26 protein-coding genes and 1 pseudogene are annotated in these 20,876 nt (G+C 32.5%); all 27 read right to left on the minus strand.

What is annotated here, in order from left to right:
* A pseudogene (locus tag ABWO04_RS03445) lies at window positions 1–661 on the minus strand (hypothetical protein); the annotation flags it as partial.
* A gap of 49 nt (window positions 662–710) precedes the next feature.
* Window positions 711–980: a hypothetical protein gene (locus ABWO04_RS03450; RefSeq protein ID WP_353077333.1), complete on the minus strand. Its 270-nt coding sequence runs from the start codon at window positions 978–980 to the stop codon at window positions 711–713.
* Between the two features lie 63 nt (window positions 981–1,043).
* The gene (locus ABWO04_RS03455; protein WP_353077334.1) at window positions 1,044–1,550 is read right to left on the minus strand and encodes a DUF6712 family protein; all 507 of its coding nucleotides are present in this window, start codon (window positions 1,548–1,550) and stop codon (window positions 1,044–1,046) included.
* A 1-nt stretch (window position 1,551) separates the two neighbouring features.
* Window positions 1,552–3,492 (minus strand): phage portal family protein, encoded by a 1,941-nt coding sequence (locus ABWO04_RS03460; protein ID WP_353077336.1) that lies wholly within the window; start codon window positions 3,490–3,492, stop codon window positions 1,552–1,554.
* 1 nt (window position 3,493) lies between these two features.
* Complete coding sequence (locus tag ABWO04_RS03465) at window positions 3,494–3,802, minus strand: hypothetical protein (protein ID WP_353077338.1); 309 nt, start codon at window positions 3,800–3,802, stop codon at window positions 3,494–3,496.
* A gap of 90 nt (window positions 3,803–3,892) precedes the next feature.
* On the minus strand, window positions 3,893–4,423 hold the full coding sequence (locus tag ABWO04_RS03470; protein ID WP_353077340.1) for a hypothetical protein: 531 nt from the start codon (window positions 4,421–4,423) through the stop codon (window positions 3,893–3,895).
* 69 nt (window positions 4,424–4,492) lie between these two features.
* Window positions 4,493–5,422 carry a hypothetical protein gene (locus ABWO04_RS03475; RefSeq protein WP_353077341.1) on the minus strand — a complete coding sequence of 310 codons (930 nt, stop codon included), beginning with the start codon at window positions 5,420–5,422 and terminating at the stop codon, window positions 4,493–4,495.
* 3 nt (window positions 5,423–5,425) lie between these two features.
* Complete coding sequence (locus ABWO04_RS03480; protein WP_353077343.1) at window positions 5,426–6,523, minus strand: XkdF-like putative serine protease domain-containing protein; 1,098 nt, start codon at window positions 6,521–6,523, stop codon at window positions 5,426–5,428.
* 38 nt (window positions 6,524–6,561) lie between these two features.
* Window positions 6,562–8,640 (minus strand): phage tail tape measure protein, encoded by a 2,079-nt coding sequence (locus tag ABWO04_RS03485; protein ID WP_353077345.1) that lies wholly within the window; start codon window positions 8,638–8,640, stop codon window positions 6,562–6,564.
* Window positions 8,622–8,765, minus strand: a complete 144-nt coding sequence (locus ABWO04_RS03490; protein WP_353077347.1) for a hypothetical protein — start codon at window positions 8,763–8,765, stop codon at window positions 8,622–8,624. Before ABWO04_RS03490 ends, ABWO04_RS03485 begins: the two co-directional genes overlap by 19 nt.
* Window positions 8,758–11,064, minus strand: coding sequence for a hypothetical protein (locus ABWO04_RS03495; protein ID WP_353077349.1), 2,307 nt, complete (start codon window positions 11,062–11,064; stop codon window positions 8,758–8,760). The genes ABWO04_RS03490 and ABWO04_RS03495 overlap by 8 nt, the downstream gene beginning before the upstream one ends.
* The gene (locus ABWO04_RS03500) at window positions 11,064–12,092 is read right to left on the minus strand and encodes a hypothetical protein (protein WP_353077350.1); all 1,029 of its coding nucleotides are present in this window, start codon (window positions 12,090–12,092) and stop codon (window positions 11,064–11,066) included. Before ABWO04_RS03500 ends, ABWO04_RS03495 begins: the two co-directional genes overlap by 1 nt.
* A complete protein-coding gene (locus ABWO04_RS03505; RefSeq protein ID WP_353077352.1) occupies window positions 12,092–12,616 on the minus strand; it encodes a hypothetical protein in 525 nt (174 codons plus the stop codon). The genes ABWO04_RS03500 and ABWO04_RS03505 overlap by 1 nt, the downstream gene beginning before the upstream one ends.
* Before the next feature lie 4 nt (window positions 12,617–12,620).
* A complete protein-coding gene (locus tag ABWO04_RS03510) occupies window positions 12,621–13,073 on the minus strand; it encodes a hypothetical protein (RefSeq protein WP_353077354.1) in 453 nt (150 codons plus the stop codon).
* A 49-nt stretch (window positions 13,074–13,122) separates the two neighbouring features.
* Window positions 13,123–13,815 carry a hypothetical protein gene (locus ABWO04_RS03515; protein ID WP_353077356.1) on the minus strand — a complete coding sequence of 231 codons (693 nt, stop codon included), beginning with the start codon at window positions 13,813–13,815 and terminating at the stop codon, window positions 13,123–13,125.
* 437 nt (window positions 13,816–14,252) lie between these two features.
* Window positions 14,253–15,416: a PBSX family phage terminase large subunit gene (locus ABWO04_RS03520; protein ID WP_353077357.1), complete on the minus strand. Its 1,164-nt coding sequence runs from the start codon at window positions 15,414–15,416 to the stop codon at window positions 14,253–14,255.
* Window positions 15,385–15,720, minus strand: coding sequence for a hypothetical protein (locus ABWO04_RS03525; protein ID WP_353077359.1), 336 nt, complete (start codon window positions 15,718–15,720; stop codon window positions 15,385–15,387). Before ABWO04_RS03525 ends, ABWO04_RS03520 begins: the two co-directional genes overlap by 32 nt.
* 18 nt (window positions 15,721–15,738) lie before the next feature.
* Complete coding sequence (locus ABWO04_RS03530) at window positions 15,739–16,242, minus strand: hypothetical protein (protein ID WP_353077360.1); 504 nt, start codon at window positions 16,240–16,242, stop codon at window positions 15,739–15,741.
* A complete protein-coding gene (locus ABWO04_RS03535; RefSeq protein WP_353077362.1) occupies window positions 16,206–16,679 on the minus strand; it encodes an RNA polymerase sigma factor in 474 nt (157 codons plus the stop codon). Before ABWO04_RS03535 ends, ABWO04_RS03530 begins: the two co-directional genes overlap by 37 nt.
* Entirely contained in the window at window positions 16,648–16,869 is a 222-nt protein-coding gene (locus ABWO04_RS03540) for a hypothetical protein (RefSeq protein WP_353077364.1), read from the minus strand. Before ABWO04_RS03540 ends, ABWO04_RS03535 begins: the two co-directional genes overlap by 32 nt.
* Window positions 16,862–17,098 carry a VRR-NUC domain-containing protein gene (locus ABWO04_RS03545; protein ID WP_353077366.1) on the minus strand — a complete coding sequence of 79 codons (237 nt, stop codon included), beginning with the start codon at window positions 17,096–17,098 and terminating at the stop codon, window positions 16,862–16,864. Before ABWO04_RS03545 ends, ABWO04_RS03540 begins: the two co-directional genes overlap by 8 nt.
* A gap of 207 nt (window positions 17,099–17,305) precedes the next feature.
* Window positions 17,306–17,455, minus strand: coding sequence for a hypothetical protein (locus ABWO04_RS03550; protein ID WP_353077368.1), 150 nt, complete (start codon window positions 17,453–17,455; stop codon window positions 17,306–17,308).
* Between the two features lie 3 nt (window positions 17,456–17,458).
* Window positions 17,459–17,920, minus strand: coding sequence for a hypothetical protein (locus ABWO04_RS03555; protein ID WP_353077370.1), 462 nt, complete (start codon window positions 17,918–17,920; stop codon window positions 17,459–17,461).
* 63 nt (window positions 17,921–17,983) lie between these two features.
* Window positions 17,984–18,154 carry a hypothetical protein gene (locus ABWO04_RS03560; protein ID WP_353077372.1) on the minus strand — a complete coding sequence of 57 codons (171 nt, stop codon included), beginning with the start codon at window positions 18,152–18,154 and terminating at the stop codon, window positions 17,984–17,986.
* On the minus strand, window positions 18,151–19,359 hold the full coding sequence (locus ABWO04_RS03565) for a DEAD/DEAH box helicase (RefSeq protein WP_353077374.1): 1,209 nt from the start codon (window positions 19,357–19,359) through the stop codon (window positions 18,151–18,153). The genes ABWO04_RS03560 and ABWO04_RS03565 overlap by 4 nt, the downstream gene beginning before the upstream one ends.
* A 159-nt stretch (window positions 19,360–19,518) precedes the next feature.
* A complete protein-coding gene (locus ABWO04_RS03570; protein WP_353077376.1) occupies window positions 19,519–19,719 on the minus strand; it encodes a hypothetical protein in 201 nt (66 codons plus the stop codon).
* A 4-nt stretch (window positions 19,720–19,723) separates the two neighbouring features.
* Entirely contained in the window at window positions 19,724–20,875 is a 1,152-nt protein-coding gene (locus ABWO04_RS03575; protein WP_353077377.1) for a GNAT family N-acetyltransferase, read from the minus strand.
* Window position 20,876 lies beyond the last annotated feature (1 nt).

The following is a 20,876-nucleotide window of genomic DNA, read 5'->3' on the forward strand; positions in this document are numbered from 1 at the left end:
GATTGAAAATATTAAAAAAGTTTCCAGTTGAACTTGCTGAAGCATTAACACCATATTGTAAAAATGCACTATCTCCCAATAAAGTATCTGTAAATTGAGAATAAGGCGAAACAGATGTTATTTGCGTATTGTTAAGAAATTTAGCATTTCCATTAACATCAAGTTTATTAGTTGGACTTGTCGTTCCGATACCAACGTTTCCGCTTGAATCAATTCGCATTCTTTCAGCGTTATTTGTACCCAAGACTAATGGTTGTGTTGACCTTGTACCAACACCCAAAGGAACCGAACCCGATGTGTTTATTGTTGAAATAGTACCCGAAGAAAATCCTAAAAAAGAAACACTTAAACCACCTAAAGCCAAACTACTACCCGCACCGCTTATAAAAATATTTTTTATACCGATTCCGTTTCCAACTTGCAAAGTTGAACTTGGTGTGTTTGTACCAATTCCGACATTTGTTCCGTTGTCAAATATCTGACTATTTTCTATTGCATCTGGTCCGTTGAATTTTGGAATATAGTCGTCTGTTCCACTTCCACTTATTTTTGTCGTTTCAAGTTCATCGAAGTTGTCGTTGCATTTTATGAAAGCATCGCGAATTGGATCACCATTTCCGTCATTTGGACTTGCACCAACATTTATAATTTCAATTGCCATAATTGGTTTTTATATTTTAATTATTATTTTTTTATTTTAATTTCAACAATTAAGTCATATGAACAAAAATCGGATTGTTGTCTTGCAATTCCGTTTCAAATTTACAATAAATATGACAATTTCCAGTATTAAAACTGAAAACTTCGTCGCCTAAAATTACCTTTTTAAAAAGTACAAAATGAACATTGTCAACACTAATATAGAAATCAATAAATTGCTTGTAACCTTTCAACCCTTTGCACACAATTGTATGAACTCCGTTAATTGTTTTTTTTGCCGATGTTGTCGTTGTTGTTACTCCGTTTAATAGTGTTTGCATTTTTTAAAAATAGTTTTAGTTTTTTTATATTTTCTTCAGTTCTTTTATCTACTTTTCGCATTTTTAATATGGATTTTGTAAGTACCATTTCCCGCAAACTAATTTTGATTTAATTGGATTCACAATATTGTTTGAATTTGAAACATATTCTGGCAAATGAAATTTGCACAACCATCTTTCAAGACGTGATTCGTACATTTCCATTTTTAAACGTTGTTGATTCACTAAATAATCAACCTCAACTTTGTCAACTGAAGTTGAATCGGCTGGATTGTGTTTTGTGATTCCACCATTATTGATTTGATACGCACCGAATAACAAATATTCCATTGCCGATCCGTGAATGATATAAGGAACTAAATAATTTTCGTACAAAGTCAAATATTCATCAACCAAATCGTCGTTTTCAAAGTCTTCACAAATTTTATTGTAAAGTGTTTCACCAAGAATTTCTTCAACTCTAATGCGTTGAAAGTCTGCAATCGCTAAAACGTATTTGTCAACGTCAATGTTCCCACCCAAAGGCGTGTTTTTTGTCAGTTCGTTTTCTTTTAAAAGTATTGTTGTCATCTTATTTTCTATAATTTGGATCTAACGACCAATAATTGTTTGACGATTCAGCAACTTGTGCAACTTCAACTGGATTTGTTTCAAGTCTTGCACCAGCACGTTCACTTGGTTCTAATTCATTTATGATTCTTTGTGCTTCATTTACTGAAATTGATTTGTTGTTTCTTTTTAAATAAATTTTTCGCATCCAAAAATGTGAGCAATTCACACCACCTTTGTATAAAAATAAATTGTAAGTGTCTGCACCACCTGGACCAAAACCAGGATTGATTGCTGGATTTTGACTTGCAAATAAAACGTCTTCTTTTCTGTAAACTTTTGAAGCACTCACCATTTTATTGCAAAATTCACGAGAATTTTCGCTTGTTCTTAATGGTGCGTATTGATAACGAATTTTAAAAATGTCGTTGTCTTGTTCGCTTGTTACATTTGGAAATGATGTCGGAACTGAAGCCAATTTCAAAGTCAATTCTGTAATTGCTGGAACGTCTTCTTGTTTGCGTTCGTCAATAACTTCGTAATTTTCCAAGTCTTCGTCTTCACCAAGTTCAATCAAACTTTCAGCGATTTGATTCAAAATCATTTCTTCGTTTTCGTCAGTTTTTTCTTTTGAACAACAAATTTGTTGCGACAATTGTGTAATTGGAACAACTTGATTTGTGAACATTGCTTGTGCAACTTCGGCTGGTAACGATAAAAATTGAACCAAGAAAACAATCGCTTGTTCTTGTGTCAAAATTCCTTCGCCTACCTTTGCAATGATGTCAATTGCACTTGAAATTTGTGCGCCATTGTATGAAACTTTTGAATCTATTACGTCAGTTGCTACCGATTGAACATTGTCTTGTGAAACGATGTCAGACGCTCGAAGTGAAATAAATGACAAATCAATTGAAACGTTTTGACTTGCATAAATTTCCATTAAATTATCAAGAACAATTTCTTGTTTTGGTCGAATTACATTTATCATTAATTCTTGAAATGCAGTTTCTAATTCGTCAGCATTTGAAGAAAATCCACTTGATGCACCAACACCAACAATCAAACCAGACGTCAATTTGTGTGATGTCATAATTTGTTGACGTGATTCAGCACTTAAAAATTGGTATTGTTGATGAGCATCGCTCACTTCAAGCGGTGTGATTGTGATTTCAGAATCTTTGTTGTCGTTCCAATTCAAAAAGAATTTTCCAGCATTTCCCGAACCAGTCAAATGATTTTTTATTTGAGCCGTGTTTTGCATTATTTCTTCTTCAGACAATTGAACACCCGTGTTCATATTTATAACGTGTCCGAATGACAATCCGTTTTGAATGTGATTGATGCAATAGTTTGCAATTTCAGATTCCATCATTGAAAATGGAAGGCCCGAAATATAAGAAGGATTTTTATAATAAAATTGCCCGACCTGGTAATCTGAAATAATAAAAATTTCACTTCTTTCACCTTTTGTCGGTTCACCATATCCGAACGCATCAATTCGTGTTGGTTTGTATTTGTTTACATTTCTAAAATCATACGAAAAATAATATCCACTAATTTCACCGTCTTCATTTGCGATTTCTGGCGCAATACATTGTTTTGCAATATGATATATTTTTTGCAATTTATTGTCAATATATTTCAATTCCAAAGACGCTTCACCAAACATTTCAAAATCTTTACAAACTTTTCGCAAGTCTGACTTTGAAAGTGTTGACATAACGTATGCCCAATTCGATGCTTTTGAAACTTTGTCTTTTGAAGTCAATCCTTTTCCGTAAATGAATTGCGAATATGAATCAATTATTGCCGAATTTGTAGGCGATCCGTTATAAGCGTCAATAATATCATAATAAAATTGATTCTTGTCGCCATTCAAAACCCACTTTTTGCCCGAAACTTCTTTGATTTCTGGTCTGTTGTAGTTTGATAATTGAAATATTTGTAAATTATTTTCCATTTTATACTTTTAAAACTCCTTTTGTTAGTTTGTAATTTTCCAAATCTGTTTGCGATGTTGCATAAGATTTGCCACGATACAATAATTCGTCAGTAATTGAATCAAATATTTCGATTTCCGAACTTTCGCCCTCAACAAATGTCTTCACAAATTCCAAAATCATATATGAATTGTAAATAATTGTTTCAATTTCGAATGTTTCTGTTGTATCTTTTAATTCATTGCGTAATTTTAGCAATACAATTTCCGAATGATTTCTCGGAATGCAACGCAATGAATGAATTTCGTCTGTTGGATTGAATACTACCATAATAAAATAACAATTTATTTTGCTTTTGTAACACAAAAAAACGCATTACAAATAAATGCAATGCGTTTTTCAACAATTAAAATCCGATTTTTATGAAACCACCACGTCAGATACTAATAATTTTAATGCAGTTTTCATTGCTGAATCCAAGAACGGTGAATTGTCCTTCTCTTCTGCATTTACGGCTAAGGTAAATCCAGAAAGGTCACCGCTGGCGCCACCAGTCACTTTTGTCATATTCGACATAGTACCATTATAAGCACCCACAAGAACAATGTTTCCGTTGTAGTCTTCAACAAAAACGCTTGGTCTTCCAGCACAAATCAATTGTGCTTGTGCTTGTAAATCTGCACCTAATTTTGGCAATGTGATTGCTAATGCTTGAGCAACAAAGAATGTTCCGTTGTCTTCAGAAGAAGTTCCAGTTTCAGTCAATGTGTTTGTTGTTGCTTTTACTTCGTATTTGAAAACTTCGTCTAAAGTTCCCAATGAAGTCAATTGATGTGCTGAAATTACAAATCCGAAATCGTCAGCGGTTCCGTTTGCAAAATAAATTGACTTAATTCCGCCTTTTTGGTCACGGCAATTAAGCAATTTTCCTTTCGATACAAGACACGACATAGTTATATTTTTTTAAAGTTATTTAATAAACCGACACTTTTTCAAATGTCGGTTTTTATTTTTTGTGAATTAGTCTTCGTAAGTTAACCAAACGATTTCACTTGGATTGTAATATCCAACTCCAGCCGCATAAACAACTTTCCCACGAACTTTTCCAGTTAATAAACCGATTTCGTCTTCATCTACTAAAGTAAATGTGTTGTAGTCAGCAAGTAAACCAGTTCCGAAAACAAGATTTTTTCTTTCGAAAACAGCAACCGTGTTGTCTGGTAATCCGTTTACAACCTCGATTGCATAACGACCAATTGATAATGCGAAATCTGTGTTTCCTAATCCGTTAGTCACTCCAGCAGTAGCCAATTTGAAAGCGTACATTTGAGCAACGTCTGGTGAAACCGCAACTACTAATTCTTTACGTCTTAATGCGTAAGGAACCGCGTTTAATGCTGGTTTTAAATAAGAATCTAAAACGTTTGATTCAGATACAACCGCACTTGGATTTGTCAATCCGTTTCCACCTTTGATAATGTCAGCGTCAGCAGTCCATAAAGTGATGAATCCGTCAAATTCGTCAGCGTTTGCGTCAGAACCTTGCCAAATGTCAGTTTCTAATTTTTCAGCCATTGCACCTAAAACTTCCATTTGAATTGCTTCCATTATGTCAGCTGGTGCGTTTGGATTTGATGCGTTTGCACCCATAATTCCGTCAGACCAAGTTGCACGGAAATCTTCTTTACAAACGTCAAGGTCGTTTTTGAATTTTTTAGGCTCTAAAGTGTTTTCGTTTAAAACCATTGCACCCGCTGGTGTGAATCCACAAGAATATGCAGTCGTTCCGTTAGTGTACTGAATTTTTCTTAATGCAAGTTTGAAGTTTACGTCTTCAGCGATTGTAACAATGTTCTTTGAAATTGTGTCAATTTCTTTGAATGCTTGACCGATAATTGCACCAGCCGCTTTTCCATTGTAATTTGATGTTACTGTTGTTGTTGTAGCCATTTTTTAGTTGTTTAAATTTTTAACGTTTTTTAAAATTCTTTGTTTTTTTGTTAAATTCACTTCAACAACTTGCGTTGTTTCTGGTGTGAATTTCACTGAAGGTTTCACTTCTTTTGAAAGTTTAACTTCTTCGATTTGTTTTGAAAAATCATTTTTGATTGTTTCAATTTCAGTTGCAATTTGTTTTGAAAATTGCATCATCATTTCTTTGATTAAGTTTGTCAATTTTTCAGTTGCGTCGTCAGACATTGCAACTTCTTCTTCAACAACAACTTCGTCTTCAGTTTCAACTTCTTCTTTCACTTTGATTTCAGCAATGATGCCTTCTTCAACAATTACAAGAATTGTGTTGTCTTCAAGTTCGTGTTCACCAATTGGCGCTGGAATCAAATCCCCATTTTCTGCAACGATAAAAACCGCTTGTCCTGGTTCAAAAGATTCAGCTTCTAAAATTGTAACACCATCAATCAATTTCATTTGAGCCATTTTGATTTCAACTTGTTCAGTCTTGTTCAAAATTGCGTCAAATCCAGATTTGATTGCATTCGTAATTTGTTCGCTTAAATTCATATTTGTTTGTGTTAAATTGATTTTTTCCAAATCGAACATTCCATCAATAGAAAATCCTTTTACTTGTCCAGTCTTAACGTAGTCATTCCAAATGACATCGTTGTCAACTTTCATTGTTGCATACCAAGTCCCAATCGGTTCATTCATTCCGTATTGGACCGACTTGTCGTGAACATCGTCTTCTTTTATCCAAGATTCAACAAAAGTAACACCTTCAATTTCTTTGTCGTGTTCCAATGATGAATTTTGTTGATACGACATTTTGAAAAAGTTTTCCATCGATTTGCGAATCGTTTCTTTTGAAAACTTGATAAAAAATTCGTGTCCGTTTTGATTTCTGTAAATTTCCAAATCTGGAACTAAAACCGCACCAAGTAAAAGTCTTTTTTCATTGTCTATTGTCGACAATTTAATTTGTTTTTGTTTACTTAATGCAATGAAGTTTGATTCGATTGCTGGTGTTTCTACTAATGAAATCCCAAAAACTCCGTCTGTCTGTCCTTCGTTGAAAATTACTTCGAATGTTTCCATATAATAATAATTAAAATTTGTTATTTTGTTATAAACTTTTATCCAAGTGATGCGTTTGAAATGATATTACGATCCAAAGACTGAGCCGTTGTAACCGCACCAGAAACAACGTATGCTTGAATCGGATTTTGTTGCATTGCGTTTCCTAAACTTGACGCAAGTTGATTTGTTCCAGCGTTTCCAACAACATTAAAATTCGGTGCTGAAGTAACACCAGCCGTTGCACTTGATGAAATCGAAGGTGCTGAAACTGAACCACCGCCACCGCCTGGAACTTGTACTGATAAAATCTTTTTAACGTTCATAATACCACCAGCAATTGCAAGTCCCGCGTTTATTGGTGCAAGAACTGGTCCAACAAATGGAATTCCGATTGTAGATTCATACGCTTTTTGTGCTGAACTAATCGTCGAAATCGTAGTACTTGCAACCGCCAACGCTTTACCAGCCGCAGTTTCTTTTCCAAGTAATTCAGATGCACCAGACAAAGTTGAAGCGACCGCGTCCATAGCATCGATTTTCGCTTTTCCTTCAAGTTTGTCGATTTCCATTCTTGCCTTTGCATTCGCCTCTTTTGCTTTTGTGCGTTCTTCTTCAGTTTTGAAATCGCCTTCAGTTATGATTGCATTTTGTTCGTCAAGAATTGCACGACGTTCGTCAAATGACAAAGTTTGGTCTTCTAATTCTTTTTGCTTTTTTTCAATGTCTGTTGTCGTTTTCTTTTCCGCTTCAATTGCGTCAAGTTCTTCGCCTTTGATTCTGTATTTTTCTAAAATGTCAAAACGTGCTTTTGCTTTTTCTTCTTCAGACAATTTGATATTGTCAAGTTCTTCCAAATCACGTTGCTTTTGCAACTCTAATTTTTCGCGGTCCGTTTTTGCTTTTAAATCTTCAAGTTCTTTTGACGCTTTTTCTTCAATAGATTTTAATGCGTCTTTTTGTTTTTGAAGTTCGTCTTTTTCTTTTTGTCTTTCTTCTTCGGCTTTTTTATTTTTTTCTTCTTGTGTTTTGTTTGCGTCTTCAGATGCTTTTTTGTCAATTCCGTTTATTTGTAATTGTAAACCAGCTTTGTCATTTTTTAATTTAGCCAAATATTTTTGTTGTTCTTCAACTTGTTTCTTTCCGTCTTCTTCTGTTTTCTTTGGATCGAATGCAAGTTTTGCCAACCAGTCAGCGGATTTTTCAACAAGGTTTTCGTCAAGTTTTGCCTCAATTTCAACACCTGGAATTTCGTTTATTAAATCAATTATTGCATTGACCGCTTTTGCACCCGCTTTGTAAAGAAAATTCAAAGGCATTGAAATTGCATCAAGATAAGATTTTAATAATCTGTAATTTCTTTTTTCGGCATCAAGTGCTAATTTGTTTGAAACAATTTGATTTTGAATATTGATTTCACCAGCCTTGATTGTTTGGTCCGTTTGTGCAATTTTCATTTGCAAAATCTGTTTTTCAGATTTTCCTTGCAATTTCAAAACATTGTCTTGACTTCCTATTGCGTCAAGTTTTCCTTTTTCAGAATCAAGATTTTTTTGACTTAATGCGTTCAATCTTTTTTGTTCTTCAGACACACCAGAAACCGCTTCTTTTATATCGTCCCAATATGTGTAGATAGCACCCAATGCGATGACAAGTAAACCAATACCAGTCGAACCGATTGCGGCTTTGATTCCGTTGAAAGCATTGACGGCAACCGCTTTTAATTGTTTGAATGCGTCAGCACTTTCCCCAAGTTGTTGCAACCCAGTTGACAATGCCATTGCACTTTGAACTTTTAAAAGTGTTTTTTCAACGTCTTCAGATTGAGCGCCAACAAGTCCCATTGCACCTTGAACCGCTGAAAATCCACCAGCAACACCAGACAATGAAGACGTTAACGATTTGAATTTTGCATCTGGATTGAATGCGTCTGTCAAAGATTTGGCATCACCGATTGCGTCTTTTAATTCAGACGCTTTTTTTGCGGCATTGACCGCCTCTTGTGATGTTGCACCGAATTTCGCACTTAATTCGTTGACCTCGTTTTGTGCTTCACGAAATTGTTGCTTTAAAGATTTGACCGCACCTTCGGCTTGTTCACTTTGTATTTTTACGTCAATTACCTTTTCAATTGCCATTGTTTTGCTTTTTTAATTATTTCTTTAAATGTTTTTGGAAATTGATATTTCCCTTTTGCACTTGCAATGATTTCGTTTTGCTCAAAATCTTGTGCCAATTTCAGTAATTGTTTTAAATTATCCATTTTGTGTAATTACGATTATATCATTGTTATTTGAAATGATGCTATAAAATAAATCTGAACCCGTGAAATTTTGTTTTGTTTCAACTTCAACATAAGAATCAAAATCATTTATTGAAATTATCTGTCCGTTTAAATCTTGTTGAATTTCCCAAGTCAAAGGTTCGTTTGATGTCGTGTCAAATCGTAAAGTTTTTGCACTTGAATCGGTTATTCTTCCAACTGAATTATTGAAAAGAATACTTCTAAAATCTTGAATCAATTCCATTTGTACTTCAAACGTTTTTAAATTTGTCGTGAATTGATTTATGATATAACGTTTATCACGAATCACAATTCGGTCGTTCAATTTTAAAGACAATAATTCTGAATAAGGAAGTCGCATTGAAACTTTTACCATTCTTGATTTAAGTGAATATAAATTGCTTAAATAATTGAAATAATAATTTTGAAATAAAGTGTTTGTGATTGTGTTTAAATAATAAGAACTTATTTCAATTCCCCAATTCAAAGTTTGTTTTGTATTTTGATAATTTACGTCTTGACCGAATACATTATAATTTGCAATTGTGCTTGTTGTCGTTCCGTTATTGAATTTAAAATCACCACTTGCAACGTTTCCAAGTTTATACAAAATCACTGGTTTTGGTATGTACGTTTGAAACGTTTTATTAATTGAATAGCCAACTTGTAAATTTATATCGTTAAATTTATTGAATAGTAAATTTTCAAATGGAAGTTTTATTGTATAATCGTTTCCGTCAGTGTTAAATGTGTAACTCAAATTCCCGTATTCCCTTGCACCATTGTCAAAGAATGCACGATTCATAAAACTTTCAGATTTTTCATATTCGAAATTGATTTTCTTATATGGTTTTATTCTTTCAAAATCCAAATCGGTAATTGTGTATTGTGTCAAGTTTTTGATTTGTCCTTGATAATACCAATTTTCAAGTTGTTCAAAAGTGTAAACTGATTCGTTTTCAGAAAAAGCCGTCAAATTAAACATTTTTAAAATAGCTGAAACGAAATCTGAAACCTTCATATCTGGAACGTATTGCGTCAAGTCAAGTTGTGAATTTGTTGTTCCACTTCCGCCACCAATTATTTGATAATCAATCCATTCATATTGACCGAACGGATCGTTCCATTCTTGATAATGTCCTATAATGTCAGAATTATAAGTACACGAAGAACTTGTTTGAATTGTCAAATAAAAAGTACCAACTTCATTTGGTAAATTTACACTGATAAAGTTTCCAGTTCCACTTTGATTTGTATAAAATTGATTGTTTTTAAAAATAGAAACAATCCAGGTTGAACTCACTGACAATCCCGCTTGAAATAAAATTGTTCCAAATTCTTGAAGTACTTCATAAGTATTTTCTAATGTGTCAAATGAAATTTGAACACTTGTGTCAAATGGTGTTGAAACAATTGTTGAAATATCAACACGAACTGGTGCTGAAGACGGGACAAATGTTTCTTTATTTTTTAGCCACAAAAACGCTTCAGTGAATCTTGATTGTGTCAAGAAATTACCTTGAAATGAAACGTTGTATTTCGATTCTATTGCATCAAATATTCTTGCGATTTTCAACGCTGGAAACAATTCCGTGTATGACATAGGTGTCGCGTTGTTTGAAATGTCCCAGTTTAATAATGTAGAACCACCACCGCCATATTGCCAAACTTTACTTGAACTAATCAAAGGAAATCCAACATTGTCATTGTTTGTTGTTTCAATGCTTGTTTTTACGTTTGATCCAGAATATTCAATTGTATAATCGTTTAACGTTTCCAAATCTTTCAATTTGTCTTCACGGAATTTGTCAGTCAAAGAAGTTAAAACACCATAAAAAGTAAGTTTATAATTTTCAATTTTGTTTTGTTTTATTGATGCACTTTCCAATTGCCACTTTCCAACACGAAAGATTTCGTTGTCAATTTCAATGAAACCATCATAACGAATCAACTGATTGAATCCGTTGTCAACTTCGTTTTCGTACCAATGACGAAAAGTTTCATTGTTTTTTTTAGACGCTGGAATTGTGAAACTCTGACTATAATCCGTAAAAACTCGACTTAAATCATTTATATTTTGTATGCTTGAATTTAAAGTAATTACTTCGTCATTAAATAAGTCAATAGGAATTGCAACCCTTGACACTGACGGAACCAATTCAAACGTTCGGTCCGCAGTTATCAACGTACTATCGGCAGTAATCAATGTACTATCGGCAGTGATTCCGATTTGATTGTAAATTGTTGCGTCTTGATATATGAATAATTTTACTTCCATTAAATCACGTCGTTTAAAAGATTGAAATTGTATTCAAAATTTATTGTGTAATTAATATTTTTATCTTTCAATTGTGTTTTTTCTTCGCTTGAAGTTGATTTGCAAAGAACTGGAATGTCGTCAAGCAATACAACTTGTGAAACAAGTAAGTCTTGAATCAATTCAGAATAATTTTCATCAACCCAGCCAGTGTTGCAAACGATTTTTCTTGTTCCGTTGAAATTAAATTGTTTGTTTGAACCAACAAATGTGTCATAATTCCAAGATTCGGGCATCAAATTAAATGTCGACGATTTAACTTCGATTGATTTTTGGTGTGCTTTGAAAAATGTCAAGAACGACCAGCCACCAAATCGATTAATAAACGAACAAACAATCGGTGTGTATTTAGGTTCGCAAATCGATTCAACTTTAAATCTAAATTTTTCCCTTAAAGTAACACCCAATTTTAAAATTTTATAAGTTCCATTTATTGAATAAGGTATTTTATAAAGTGAACCAACACTTTGAATTTCAAACAAAGTTTCTGTTGCGTCTTCAAAAAACCATTTATCACTTTCATCAAGCCAAACATTTACATATTCAGTTGTTCCTTCTTTTTTATAAATTTTAATATCTGGATTGAATAACGGAACATTGTCTGTTGTTTCATCTTGATTTGCACCAGCCAAAAATGAAGTGTAACCATCAAAACAAATGAATGTTTGTTCGTCAATCAATACATAAACATTTGCTGAAGTTTCTTTGTATCTTTTCACTTTTGCAAAGCACCAATTTTTAAAAGATTCAGTTGCTGGAATTGAAGTATAAATCGGATTCTTTTCGTTTATAAATTCAACGCATTTGTTTGAAATATTGTAAACGTTTTCTGTTTGCGTTTCTGAAACAATTCTTTTCGACATTGTATATGTCGGTTCATTTGGTTCAGAAATATTTGCATTCCAAATGAATAATTCAACTTTTGATCCTATTTGTCCAACTTCATTAATTGATATTGTGTAAGGTGAACGCACAAATATTTTTTTCATTATTGTAATTCTTTTATTAAAAATTTATTTAAATCTTGTCCGTATGCTTCAAGAATTTCATCTGGTAATTGTTTGAATGCTTCGTCAAATGGTTTGCTAAAAAATTCAGTTGTTTCCAAACCTCGATTGTAAATCGCTGACGAAATCATTGACACCATTTGTTTACGATTTATGAATTGTCCTTTTTCGTTTCTTGTGTTTGTCAATCCTTTTCGAATTACCCACTTGTCAATTGCACTTCGAAGACCGCCTTTTTTTCCAGTTCCACTTCCGAATTGATAAGGTGAATTTGGTGCCTTTGACGAACTCGTTTTTCCTTTGACACCTTTGTCAACAAATTTCCAATAGTCTTCAGCAAAGAAATCAAATTCAATTGAATTTGCATTTTGTTTGAACTCAAAGTCTAATGAATCGTATAATTTGCCAGACGCATTTTTCCCGTCTTTTTTTAAATTCGACTTTGCTTTTTCAATTACATAGTTTCCAAATTCTTCAAATGTCTTTTTGACTTCTTTTTGTTCCATCTTTTTAGCAAACTATAACACCATTCGCAATGCCCAAATCAATAGTTGTTCGCCACCCGTCAAGTTGATTTGAAAACTTTAAAAGCATAGGTTCGAATTGTGGTTCATTTAACAACTCGATTTCATAATCATTGTTTTGCAATTTCATCTTTGTAATTACATAGTTCAAAATTGCGTGGCAAGTATTAAGATTGTCAAGTTCGTTATCGTTTCCGAGAAACTTGTCTTGCACTTGTACTTTTGAAACGTTTCGAATATCTAATATTGTAACTTCAAAACTGAAGACAACGATTCCAGGTTGAACGTTTGACGAAATCACGTTTAAGTGTGCCAAAGGGTAGATATTTTTTTTATCAATATCAATCAAGTCTGGTGTTCCGTGTGTGATTGTATGAACCAATGGATTCGATTCAAGTAATTCTTTTAAGTATGCGACTACGTCGTAAAATTCTTTCATTTGTCAAAATTTGTTTTTATTCTTTTCGCCTCCTCGATGTCCGATTCTTTTAGATACAATAAGAAGGTAAGCGCCTCGTGAATGTTTGTGTTTTCTGCTCGTTCAATGTCAAAGATATTTCGGTTTGCAATTCTGACAATTGAATGGTACCAACCCCAGACTTCGCCAAAAGATCCACCACTTCCAAATTGTCCGTCGTCGTTAGAATCTTTGTTGAATAGTCTAGAATATTGTTCAATAATTCTATTCTTAAAGTCCAAAAAAAAACCAGCGAACCGATGACGCAATCCATTTTTATATTTGCAAATTCTTCAGCGAACTTGTCGCCTTGAAACTTTTCAATTTCGTACATATTACCGAACGACTTTGTTATTGGTCGATACATTGCCGACATCAACTTTGTCCAGTTGTCTTCGTTTCCAATTAGTGTGTCAATATATGAAAACGTTCCGATTGATTCTTCGTCAAAGTTTGGAACGAATCCGTATTTCACACCATTCAATTTGAATTGTCGAACAAGTGCTGGTTTGTCTTGTAACACTTTTGACAATTGTTCAATAATTTCTTCGAAGTCATACGCTGGTATTTGCATAACTTCTTCAATTCTTAAATTGCAAAATATAGACACCATCTGAATTGCAACAAATGTTTCATCGTCTGGATTGTCTTGCAACGTTTTCGAAAACCTTAAGTACTGACTCAAGGTGATTTCGCTTAATTGTGTTGGTATAGTGATTCTCATATTAATATAACAAATAAAACCAATATTGTTTTTAAATGTTTTGTTCTAAAATTTGAATTTAGTCAATTCCTTATTTAGAATCATTCTAAATAAGCATTATATTCTATTATATTATTTATTATTGATTTGATTTTTTCACTGAATCACTAATAAAAAGACGCAAACGTGTTCATAAAAGACGCAAATTGTTAATAACAGACGCAAATAAAACATCATCGTCTAATTAGTTTTATCTTATTTTACGTTGTCAAGCGTTGGTTTTATTGACTTCTTCAAAATAAGTTAAATTCAATTAGACGCAAAGACGCAAAATTTCAACTTTTGAGAGAGGGCATCAAAAAACTTCTCATAGTAAATCGTTAATAAGGGATTTCCGTATTGCGTCATCGTCTTTGCGTCACGGACAAAAAAAAGCAACCGATTAAGGTTGCGATTTATTAAGTGATTTTGAATCGTCGATTGCTATTCTTGAAGTGCATCATTGCGAAATATCGAAGTGCATCAATTGCGTGGTTGAAATCGTCAATCGGTTTATTCAATTTCTTTCCCGCTTTGTCAGTGTCCCAAGAATATGACCGAAGTTCTTTTATAAGATTGATACTTGGTTTTGTAACAAGAATGTCTTTGTCTTGCAATACGCTAATTCCGTACACGATTGAATCTTTTCCTTTTTCAACTGACTTGATATTGAATCCAGCACGTCGAATTTCTTCAATCGATTTTGGTTCCGCTGAATCCGCCCAAATTGGCAATCGCTTGTCGTGATTCATTAAACGAATGATGTCGCTATTGAGTAAACCAGTTGCATAGATTCTTTCATCACAAATGATTTTATCATTGTATTGAAACACGGCAATCAAAGACGATGGATCGTTTGAGAAACCAAAGTCAAGTCCGAACCCAAGTAAAGTTGCTTCAGCTGGAATGTTGTCAATGATTTGCCAATTATTAAATATCACACCTTCAAGCGAACCAAGTTGTCCAAGTCCGTAAACTTTCCACCAGTTATCCCAATACGACGATGTCTTTGCTTTTTCCTTTGCCTTTTCAATTTCTTTGACAATCGCTTTGTCAAGTGCTTCATTGTCTTTGTAAGTCAAAACAACGAAGTCCGTGTCTTTGTCATTCATCAATTCAGTATGCACCCAAAATTCATTTGTTGGATTGTAATCTAAATAAATAAATTTCTTTGTACGAACTGACAATTGTTGGTATGATTCAAAGTCTATATTGTTGCATTCGTTCACGAATAGAATGTCCCTTCTTGCACCTCGCAATTTGTCTGGCTGGTCCACACTAAAAAATTCAATGTATGAACCATTCTTGAAACGATACTTTAAATCTGATTTATTGAATTGCGAATCTTTGTACAAATCGCAAAGAATCATTATCTTTTGAAAGTCTTTTATTGCACCACGGTTTAAATGTGGAATTGATTCAGACACGATTGAAATTTCAGACATTGGATTTTCAATCGCATACGAAATCAATAAAGGTATAATCGAAAAAGTTTTCGAAGACGATGTTCCGCCTTGAACGATTCGAATTCGTTTTCTTAATCTGGCAATTTTAGATTGTGCCGTCGTCGTTTGAAATGACATCTAATTCTAATTGTTTAAAAATTGGTTTTTCAATATTGAAATTGACTTCAGATTCAACTTTTTTCGGAATGAAATATTGTGCGTACTTCGCAAACAAATCCAAATATTTCGCTGGATCTTTTTCAAGCACGTCAGCAAACGCTTGATGCACATTTGGAACTTGTGCTTCAAGCGTCATAATAAACAACTCACGGGCTTCAATTGTCATTGCGTGTGTGACACCTTTTGGCTTGAATCCTTTGTGACCTTTTTGAAATCCTTTTATGCCTTTTCCAGTTTGAACTTCTTCTTCTTCGTTTTGCATAAAATAAATATATTTATATTACGAATTTTGAAATAGTTTATTCAAATCACGAATGATTGCTTTGTGAATATTTGAACAAGATTCGCACACTTCAATTGTGATTCCGAAGTATTCAGAATAAAGACCATTCAAAAATGGAACCCAGTTTGTAATGTCTGTGATTCTATTTTCAAGAACACGATTTCCGCATTCAGATAAAAACACTTCAAATTCTTCTTTGTGTTCTGAAGTCATTTGTTTTGAAACTCGCTTGAATGGAAATATTCTATTCAATAAAAATTTACGTTCGTTGCAACCATCACATTCACCAACGATTGCTTTGATGCCAGTTGCTTTTGTAACTTTTTCGATTACGTCGCCAAGTCCTTCAATTGATTTCTTTTCAATAACTTGTTTTACTTCAAATGTTTCTAAAGTTCCTTCGATTACATCGTCAAGTTCTTCAATTTGTTTTTTTGTAAGTGGTGTTTTTACTTCGAATGTTTCTACAACTCCTTCGATTTTTTTTCTACGCTTTGCCATAATTTGTTTTTTATTTTTTTAGTTGTGTTGTGAATTGTTTGAATATGGATTCCAGTTTGACGTGAAAGTTCACGTTGTCCAAATTCTGTTGTCAAGTCAATTATTTGTTTTTCGTACCAAGATAATTTCTGACGTTCTTTTTCTAAAATTGAAAGAATTTCATCTTTTTGTTTGTCGTAATCTTCAGCAAAGATTTCGACGTTTGTGAAGTCGTCAATCAAAATGGTTTCTTTTTCTTTTTTGATGTCGTTATAAAACTGATTTCGCATAATGAAATAAATGTAACATTCATTTATTTGGTCGATAGTTTTTCCCGAATTGTATATTCGAATATACATATCCTGGACCAAGTCTTTTGAACGTTCGGAATTTCTGCAAATCTTATTTGCAAGTTTGATCCATTCGTTATGCCGTTTTGCTAATATATCGAGAATCATAAAATTGTTTTAATTTAGCACGATGCCATTTTGTTTTGTTGCCAGTGTTATGATTCAAGATTGTATCTATTGCGTCGATTGCTTTGTATGAAATACCTTCTTCGGTTGCAACAAATTCAAGTTTGATTCCTTCAATTTCGAAAACTTTTTGATTGACTGATCCGTCTGGATTAATAATACTACTATTCATATAACACTAAAACTTTGAATTGTTCGTTTTCTAATTGTTTGATTCTATGCTTTTGAAGTTCGGACAATTTGCCACCTGGTCGTTTTACTTCAATAAAAATCGTTTCGTTATTTTTTAGACACATTAAATCTGGAATGCCATTTGTATTTGTTTTAATAAGTTTGACGACAATCCAGCCTTCGTCTTTATACCTCTGAATTATTTTCTTCTGTATGTTTGATTCTAACATTTAAAATTTTGTTTGTGTAATGTTCCAGAATAAATTTGTTTACTTGTTGCCAATATACTCGTTTTTTGATTGAGCAATTTTTTAGCATTTCATTGATGAATATTTTACAAGAAAAGAATGCAACGTCTTCAAGCATTTTGTTAACGTCTTCGTTTGCGGTTTCAAATTTGAATTGATTGTAAATTTCAATCGCTTTGTTTTGTGGTGTCATTTTAATTGTTTTTTAATTTTTTTTAATTTATTTTTCAATCTTTTATTTTCAGATTTTAAAAATCCGTTTTCAAATTTTAAAAAACTATTTTCAATATCTATTCTATTAAAAGATATAATATTGCTTCCGCCATCTTTTAACTTCATAATTTAAGACATTAAAGGTTTTGCTTGTTCGATTAAATCTTTGAAATTTTCAAGAAACAAATCTCTTGTTTCTTCGTCTTGGAATGAAAGAAAAGCGTTTGATATTTCGTAAGTTGGTGTGTTTATTTCATTTTTTAAAAATTCAATACAATATTTTTTAGACCATTTTTTAAAATCTGGCACCCAACCATTTCGATACACTTCACGAAGTTGTGAAAGTTGTGAAAGTGCAATTGATGCTTTTGCTTGTTCTTTTGTAGCAAAAACGTTTTCAAGTCCTTTGCTATCTTTACGTAATTTTTCAATAGATGCCATTGTATGAACAAAATAACCTTTAATGTTTCCTAATTCTTCCCAAGTTTTAGGAAGTTCGTTTTTAATTTCTTTGAACACTATTTGTTCAAATGTTGAATTGTCTTTGTCAATTTCAAATCCGTTTGGTATTTCTATTTTCAATGTTTTCATTTTAATTGTTTTTTAATTTATAAATATTTTTAAAGTTTGTCCGTTGTCTTGATTTTGGTTTCATCAATTTGTGTCATCTGCTAATTCTTTTATTGCTTCGTTAATGCTTTGTTGTTGATAACCTAATTGAATAAGTAAACCAGTAAAAATGTCAAACATTTCATCTGTTGTCAAATCGTCGTTTGGCGTTTCTACTATGTATGTAAATCCGCAATGATTGATTTCTATTTTCATAATTCTGTTTTAATAAAATGGTTCAATGTATAATCTTTTTTTGCAATGACTTGTTTGTAAATTTGTCGCTCGATTCCTTTGTCTGAAAATATCCAATAAATATCATTCGTTTTTCGTTCCATTGTTGTAAGTCTATCACGACTTTGCCAATATGATAACGCACTGAAATCAATATTGTAATAAACCAAAACATCGGCATTTTTTAAACTGATTCCCTCACGACCAGAAACGATTTGCAACGCAATGTGTTTGTCTGTTTCATTGAACACATTCAATTCAGTTGTCAAGCAATCATTGAAGACTGATTTTATTGCATTCAATTCTTGTTGAAACTTATAAAATATTGCAATCTTTTTTCCTTTGAACGTTTCTTTTATGAATTGAGCCTTTGAATCGTCAATGACTTTTGCATTTCCAGATTCAAAGATAATAGTTCCAGACGATAATTGATGAATTTTTTGCATCAATTTGACTTTCGTGTCTGCAATTATTTCTTCGTCTTTGCCAATTACAACCAAATCACGTTTTAGTTTGTCAATTATATTGTATGTACTTTGTTTTAAGGTACAAATAAGAACGTTTTCATTTACTTTGGTTGAAAAACCAGCTTCATTTTGTGTAAATTTAATAAAATATTTTGAAACACAAGCATTTACGTCAGAAAATTTTGCATCTGAATAATCTTTGACTATGTAACCGAAGTTTTTTTCTTTGACATTTACGAAATCTTTCGCCCAAGAATAAAAGTTTTTATAGTTTGCAAATGGTGATTTGTCAGAAACCCAAAATTGATGAAATAATTGCGAATAAGATTCTGGCGAAGGTGTTCCAGACAAAAAAATCATTGGCAAATGTGAAAAGTTTTTCTTGATGAATTTTGCTGAAAGATTTGGTTTTGGAAATGTTCCGTTTCTATGATGTTCATCTGAAATAATCAAATCGAATTTACCTTCGATTTTATGCAACGATTCATTGTTTATGACAACAAGTTCATAATTGTAATTTAATGCGTTGAAATCGTCTTGAATTGATTGTATAGCCTTTTTCTTTGTAATAAACAAAACACGTTTGTAATCATTTGCAATTGTGAGAGCAGTTGCAGTTTTTCCAGTTCGAACTTCCATCGCCAGATAAACGATTCCGAATTTCTTCAGAATCGATTTTCCTTTTGTAACGATGTCGTTTTGATAATCACGCAAAATCATTTATTAAATTTTAGTTTTAAAATGTTATAGTAAACACGATTCACGGATTCTTTATTGTTTCCACGATTGTAATTGAAAAGCATAATTCGTTTGATTCTTTGCAATGGTGTCAAAGTCTTCAGTTCTTTTTTTAAATTCATAATCTTATTTTTAAATGTTTTATAAAAAATCAATACTTCTAATTTTTGCACGTGTGAAATCTTCTTTGAAAATATCGATTGCATTTTTGATGTCAGTTGCTTGAATTGTGATTTCATAATCTTGACATTCGTCGTTTTTTTCTTGCCAATAATAAAATTTAAATTGTTTCATTTGTTTTGTGTTTTCGTTAGTTTCTAAAATTTCATCGAAATATGTCATTGTTTTATGAATTTAAAATATCAAAAATACTGATTTGATTTTGTGCAACATCGCGATAAACTTCAGTTTTAAATTTAATTATTGAAGTATCGTCATTTGATTCTTGACCAATATATTTATAACTATAACTTGGTCGTTCAATTAATTTTCTACCACTTGAATCCGCTTGTGGAATTTTTAAATTTGAAGAAGTAGCAATCCAATTTTTATCTTTTGCAAGTGCCAATCCTAATGCAGGTGACATTGTTCGAATGTACATTGTACTTTTTTCTTTTGCATATAAAGAAGAAATATAATTTAAAATGTTTTTTCCTAAACCTAAACCTTGAAAATCTGGTAACACTACTATTCGACTGATTCGTCTTGTTTTTTCATCACCAACTCCAGGGAAAGGCAAAACACCTATAAAGCAAATTGGTGCATCGTTCCATAAAACCAAATAATTTGTTGCCGCTTTGTTTAAGTCTTCAGTTAAATAGTGATGTTGTTTGAATAATTTCCAAGTTTCATATCTACATCGAACAATCTGAAGTTTAATTTCTGGTTGCCGAAGTTGCGACGCTATTTCAAGACGCCCTTTCGATGGTGAATAAATCCAGTCTGGTTGTAACCATTCCATAATATCAAAATGACAAGACGCAAGAACAATTTTTTTGTTTGTTTTACGAATATATTTCTGTAATGCGTTTGACATTGCTTTTGCAACATCACGGTCAACAACCGAAGTATATTCATCAATCAATATAACTTCGTTTTCTTTTGCACTTCCTACAATATAAGCAAGATTTGCACGATATTGTTCACCGTTTGACAAAGTATTGAATGGTCTTAACCAAGTTGGTACTGAAGACAAACCCATTGAAGACAATAAAAAAGTTGCTTCTTTTGGTTCTAACCAATCGAAATTAGAAATCAAAGATTTTGAATTGTCAAAATGTGATTTATCCATTTCTTTTTTAAAGTAGTTTTTCAATATTGTTGTTTTACCTGTTCCAGAACCACCATAAACAACACCGATGTTCCATTCTTTTGGTAAGTGTTCCAAATTTGCTTCAATAATTACATTCGATTCGTTTTTGTTTTGAATGTCAAATGCTTCATAAATATAATCGGTATATTTATCGTTTTTAATTTGATGTTTTAAATTTATTTTCATT

Source organism: Flavobacterium sp. (assembly GCF_040382755.1).
Classification (GTDB): Bacteria; Bacteroidota; Bacteroidia; order Flavobacteriales; family Flavobacteriaceae; genus Flavobacterium.

What these genes read in the sequence shown, in the direction of transcription:
- ABWO04_RS03450 (WP_353077333.1), bottom strand. Translation starts at nt 980, where the DNA reads ATGCAAACACTATTAAACGGAGTAACAACAACGACAACATCGGCAAAA.
- ABWO04_RS03455 (WP_353077334.1), bottom strand. Translation starts at nt 1,550, where the DNA reads ATGACAACAATACTTTTAAAAGAAAACGAACTGACAAAAAACACGCCT.
- ABWO04_RS03460 (WP_353077336.1), bottom strand. Translation starts at nt 3,492, where the DNA reads ATGGAAAATAATTTACAAATATTTCAATTATCAAACTACAACAGACCA.
- ABWO04_RS03465 (WP_353077338.1), bottom strand. Translation starts at nt 3,802, where the DNA reads ATGGTAGTATTCAATCCAACAGACGAAATTCATTCATTGCGTTGCATT.
- ABWO04_RS03470 (WP_353077340.1), bottom strand. Translation starts at nt 4,423, where the DNA reads ATGTCGTGTCTTGTATCGAAAGGAAAATTGCTTAATTGCCGTGACCAA.
- ABWO04_RS03475 (WP_353077341.1), bottom strand. Translation starts at nt 5,422, where the DNA reads ATGGCTACAACAACAACAGTAACATCAAATTACAATGGAAAAGCGGCT.
- ABWO04_RS03480 (WP_353077343.1), bottom strand. Translation starts at nt 6,523, where the DNA reads ATGGAAACATTCGAAGTAATTTTCAACGAAGGACAGACAGACGGAGTT.
- ABWO04_RS03485 (WP_353077345.1), bottom strand. Translation starts at nt 8,640, where the DNA reads ATGGCAATTGAAAAGGTAATTGACGTAAAAATACAAAGTGAACAAGCC.
- ABWO04_RS03490 (WP_353077347.1), bottom strand. Translation starts at nt 8,765, where the DNA reads ATGGATAATTTAAAACAATTACTGAAATTGGCACAAGATTTTGAGCAA.
- ABWO04_RS03495 (WP_353077349.1), bottom strand. Translation starts at nt 11,064, where the DNA reads ATGGAAGTAAAATTATTCATATATCAAGACGCAACAATTTACAATCAA.
- ABWO04_RS03500 (WP_353077350.1), bottom strand. Translation starts at nt 12,092, where the DNA reads ATGAAAAAAATATTTGTGCGTTCACCTTACACAATATCAATTAATGAA.
- ABWO04_RS03505 (WP_353077352.1), bottom strand. Translation starts at nt 12,616, where the DNA reads ATGGAACAAAAAGAAGTCAAAAAGACATTTGAAGAATTTGGAAACTAT.
- ABWO04_RS03510 (WP_353077354.1), bottom strand. Translation starts at nt 13,073, where the DNA reads ATGAAAGAATTTTACGACGTAGTCGCATACTTAAAAGAATTACTTGAA.
- ABWO04_RS03515 (WP_353077356.1), bottom strand. Translation starts at nt 13,815, where the DNA reads ATGAGAATCACTATACCAACACAATTAAGCGAAATCACCTTGAGTCAG.
- ABWO04_RS03520 (WP_353077357.1), bottom strand. Translation starts at nt 15,416, where the DNA reads ATGTCATTTCAAACGACGACGGCACAATCTAAAATTGCCAGATTAAGA.
- ABWO04_RS03525 (WP_353077359.1), bottom strand. Translation starts at nt 15,720, where the DNA reads ATGCAAAACGAAGAAGAAGAAGTTCAAACTGGAAAAGGCATAAAAGGA.
- ABWO04_RS03530 (WP_353077360.1), bottom strand. Translation starts at nt 16,242, where the DNA reads ATGGCAAAGCGTAGAAAAAAAATCGAAGGAGTTGTAGAAACATTCGAA.
- ABWO04_RS03535 (WP_353077362.1), bottom strand. Translation starts at nt 16,679, where the DNA reads ATGATTCTCGATATATTAGCAAAACGGCATAACGAATGGATCAAACTT.
- ABWO04_RS03540 (WP_353077364.1), bottom strand. Translation starts at nt 16,869, where the DNA reads ATGAATAGTAGTATTATTAATCCAGACGGATCAGTCAATCAAAAAGTT.
- ABWO04_RS03545 (WP_353077366.1), bottom strand. Translation starts at nt 17,098, where the DNA reads ATGTTAGAATCAAACATACAGAAGAAAATAATTCAGAGGTATAAAGAC.
- ABWO04_RS03550 (WP_353077368.1), bottom strand. Translation starts at nt 17,455, where the DNA reads ATGAAGTTAAAAGATGGCGGAAGCAATATTATATCTTTTAATAGAATA.
- ABWO04_RS03555 (WP_353077370.1), bottom strand. Translation starts at nt 17,920, where the DNA reads ATGAAAACATTGAAAATAGAAATACCAAACGGATTTGAAATTGACAAA.
- ABWO04_RS03560 (WP_353077372.1), bottom strand. Translation starts at nt 18,154, where the DNA reads ATGAAAATAGAAATCAATCATTGCGGATTTACATACATAGTAGAAACG.
- ABWO04_RS03565 (WP_353077374.1), bottom strand. Translation starts at nt 19,359, where the DNA reads ATGATTTTGCGTGATTATCAAAACGACATCGTTACAAAAGGAAAATCG.
- ABWO04_RS03570 (WP_353077376.1), bottom strand. Translation starts at nt 19,719, where the DNA reads ATGACATATTTCGATGAAATTTTAGAAACTAACGAAAACACAAAACAA.
- ABWO04_RS03575 (WP_353077377.1), bottom strand. Translation starts at nt 20,875, where the DNA reads ATGAAAATAAATTTAAAACATCAAATTAAAAACGATAAATATACCGAT.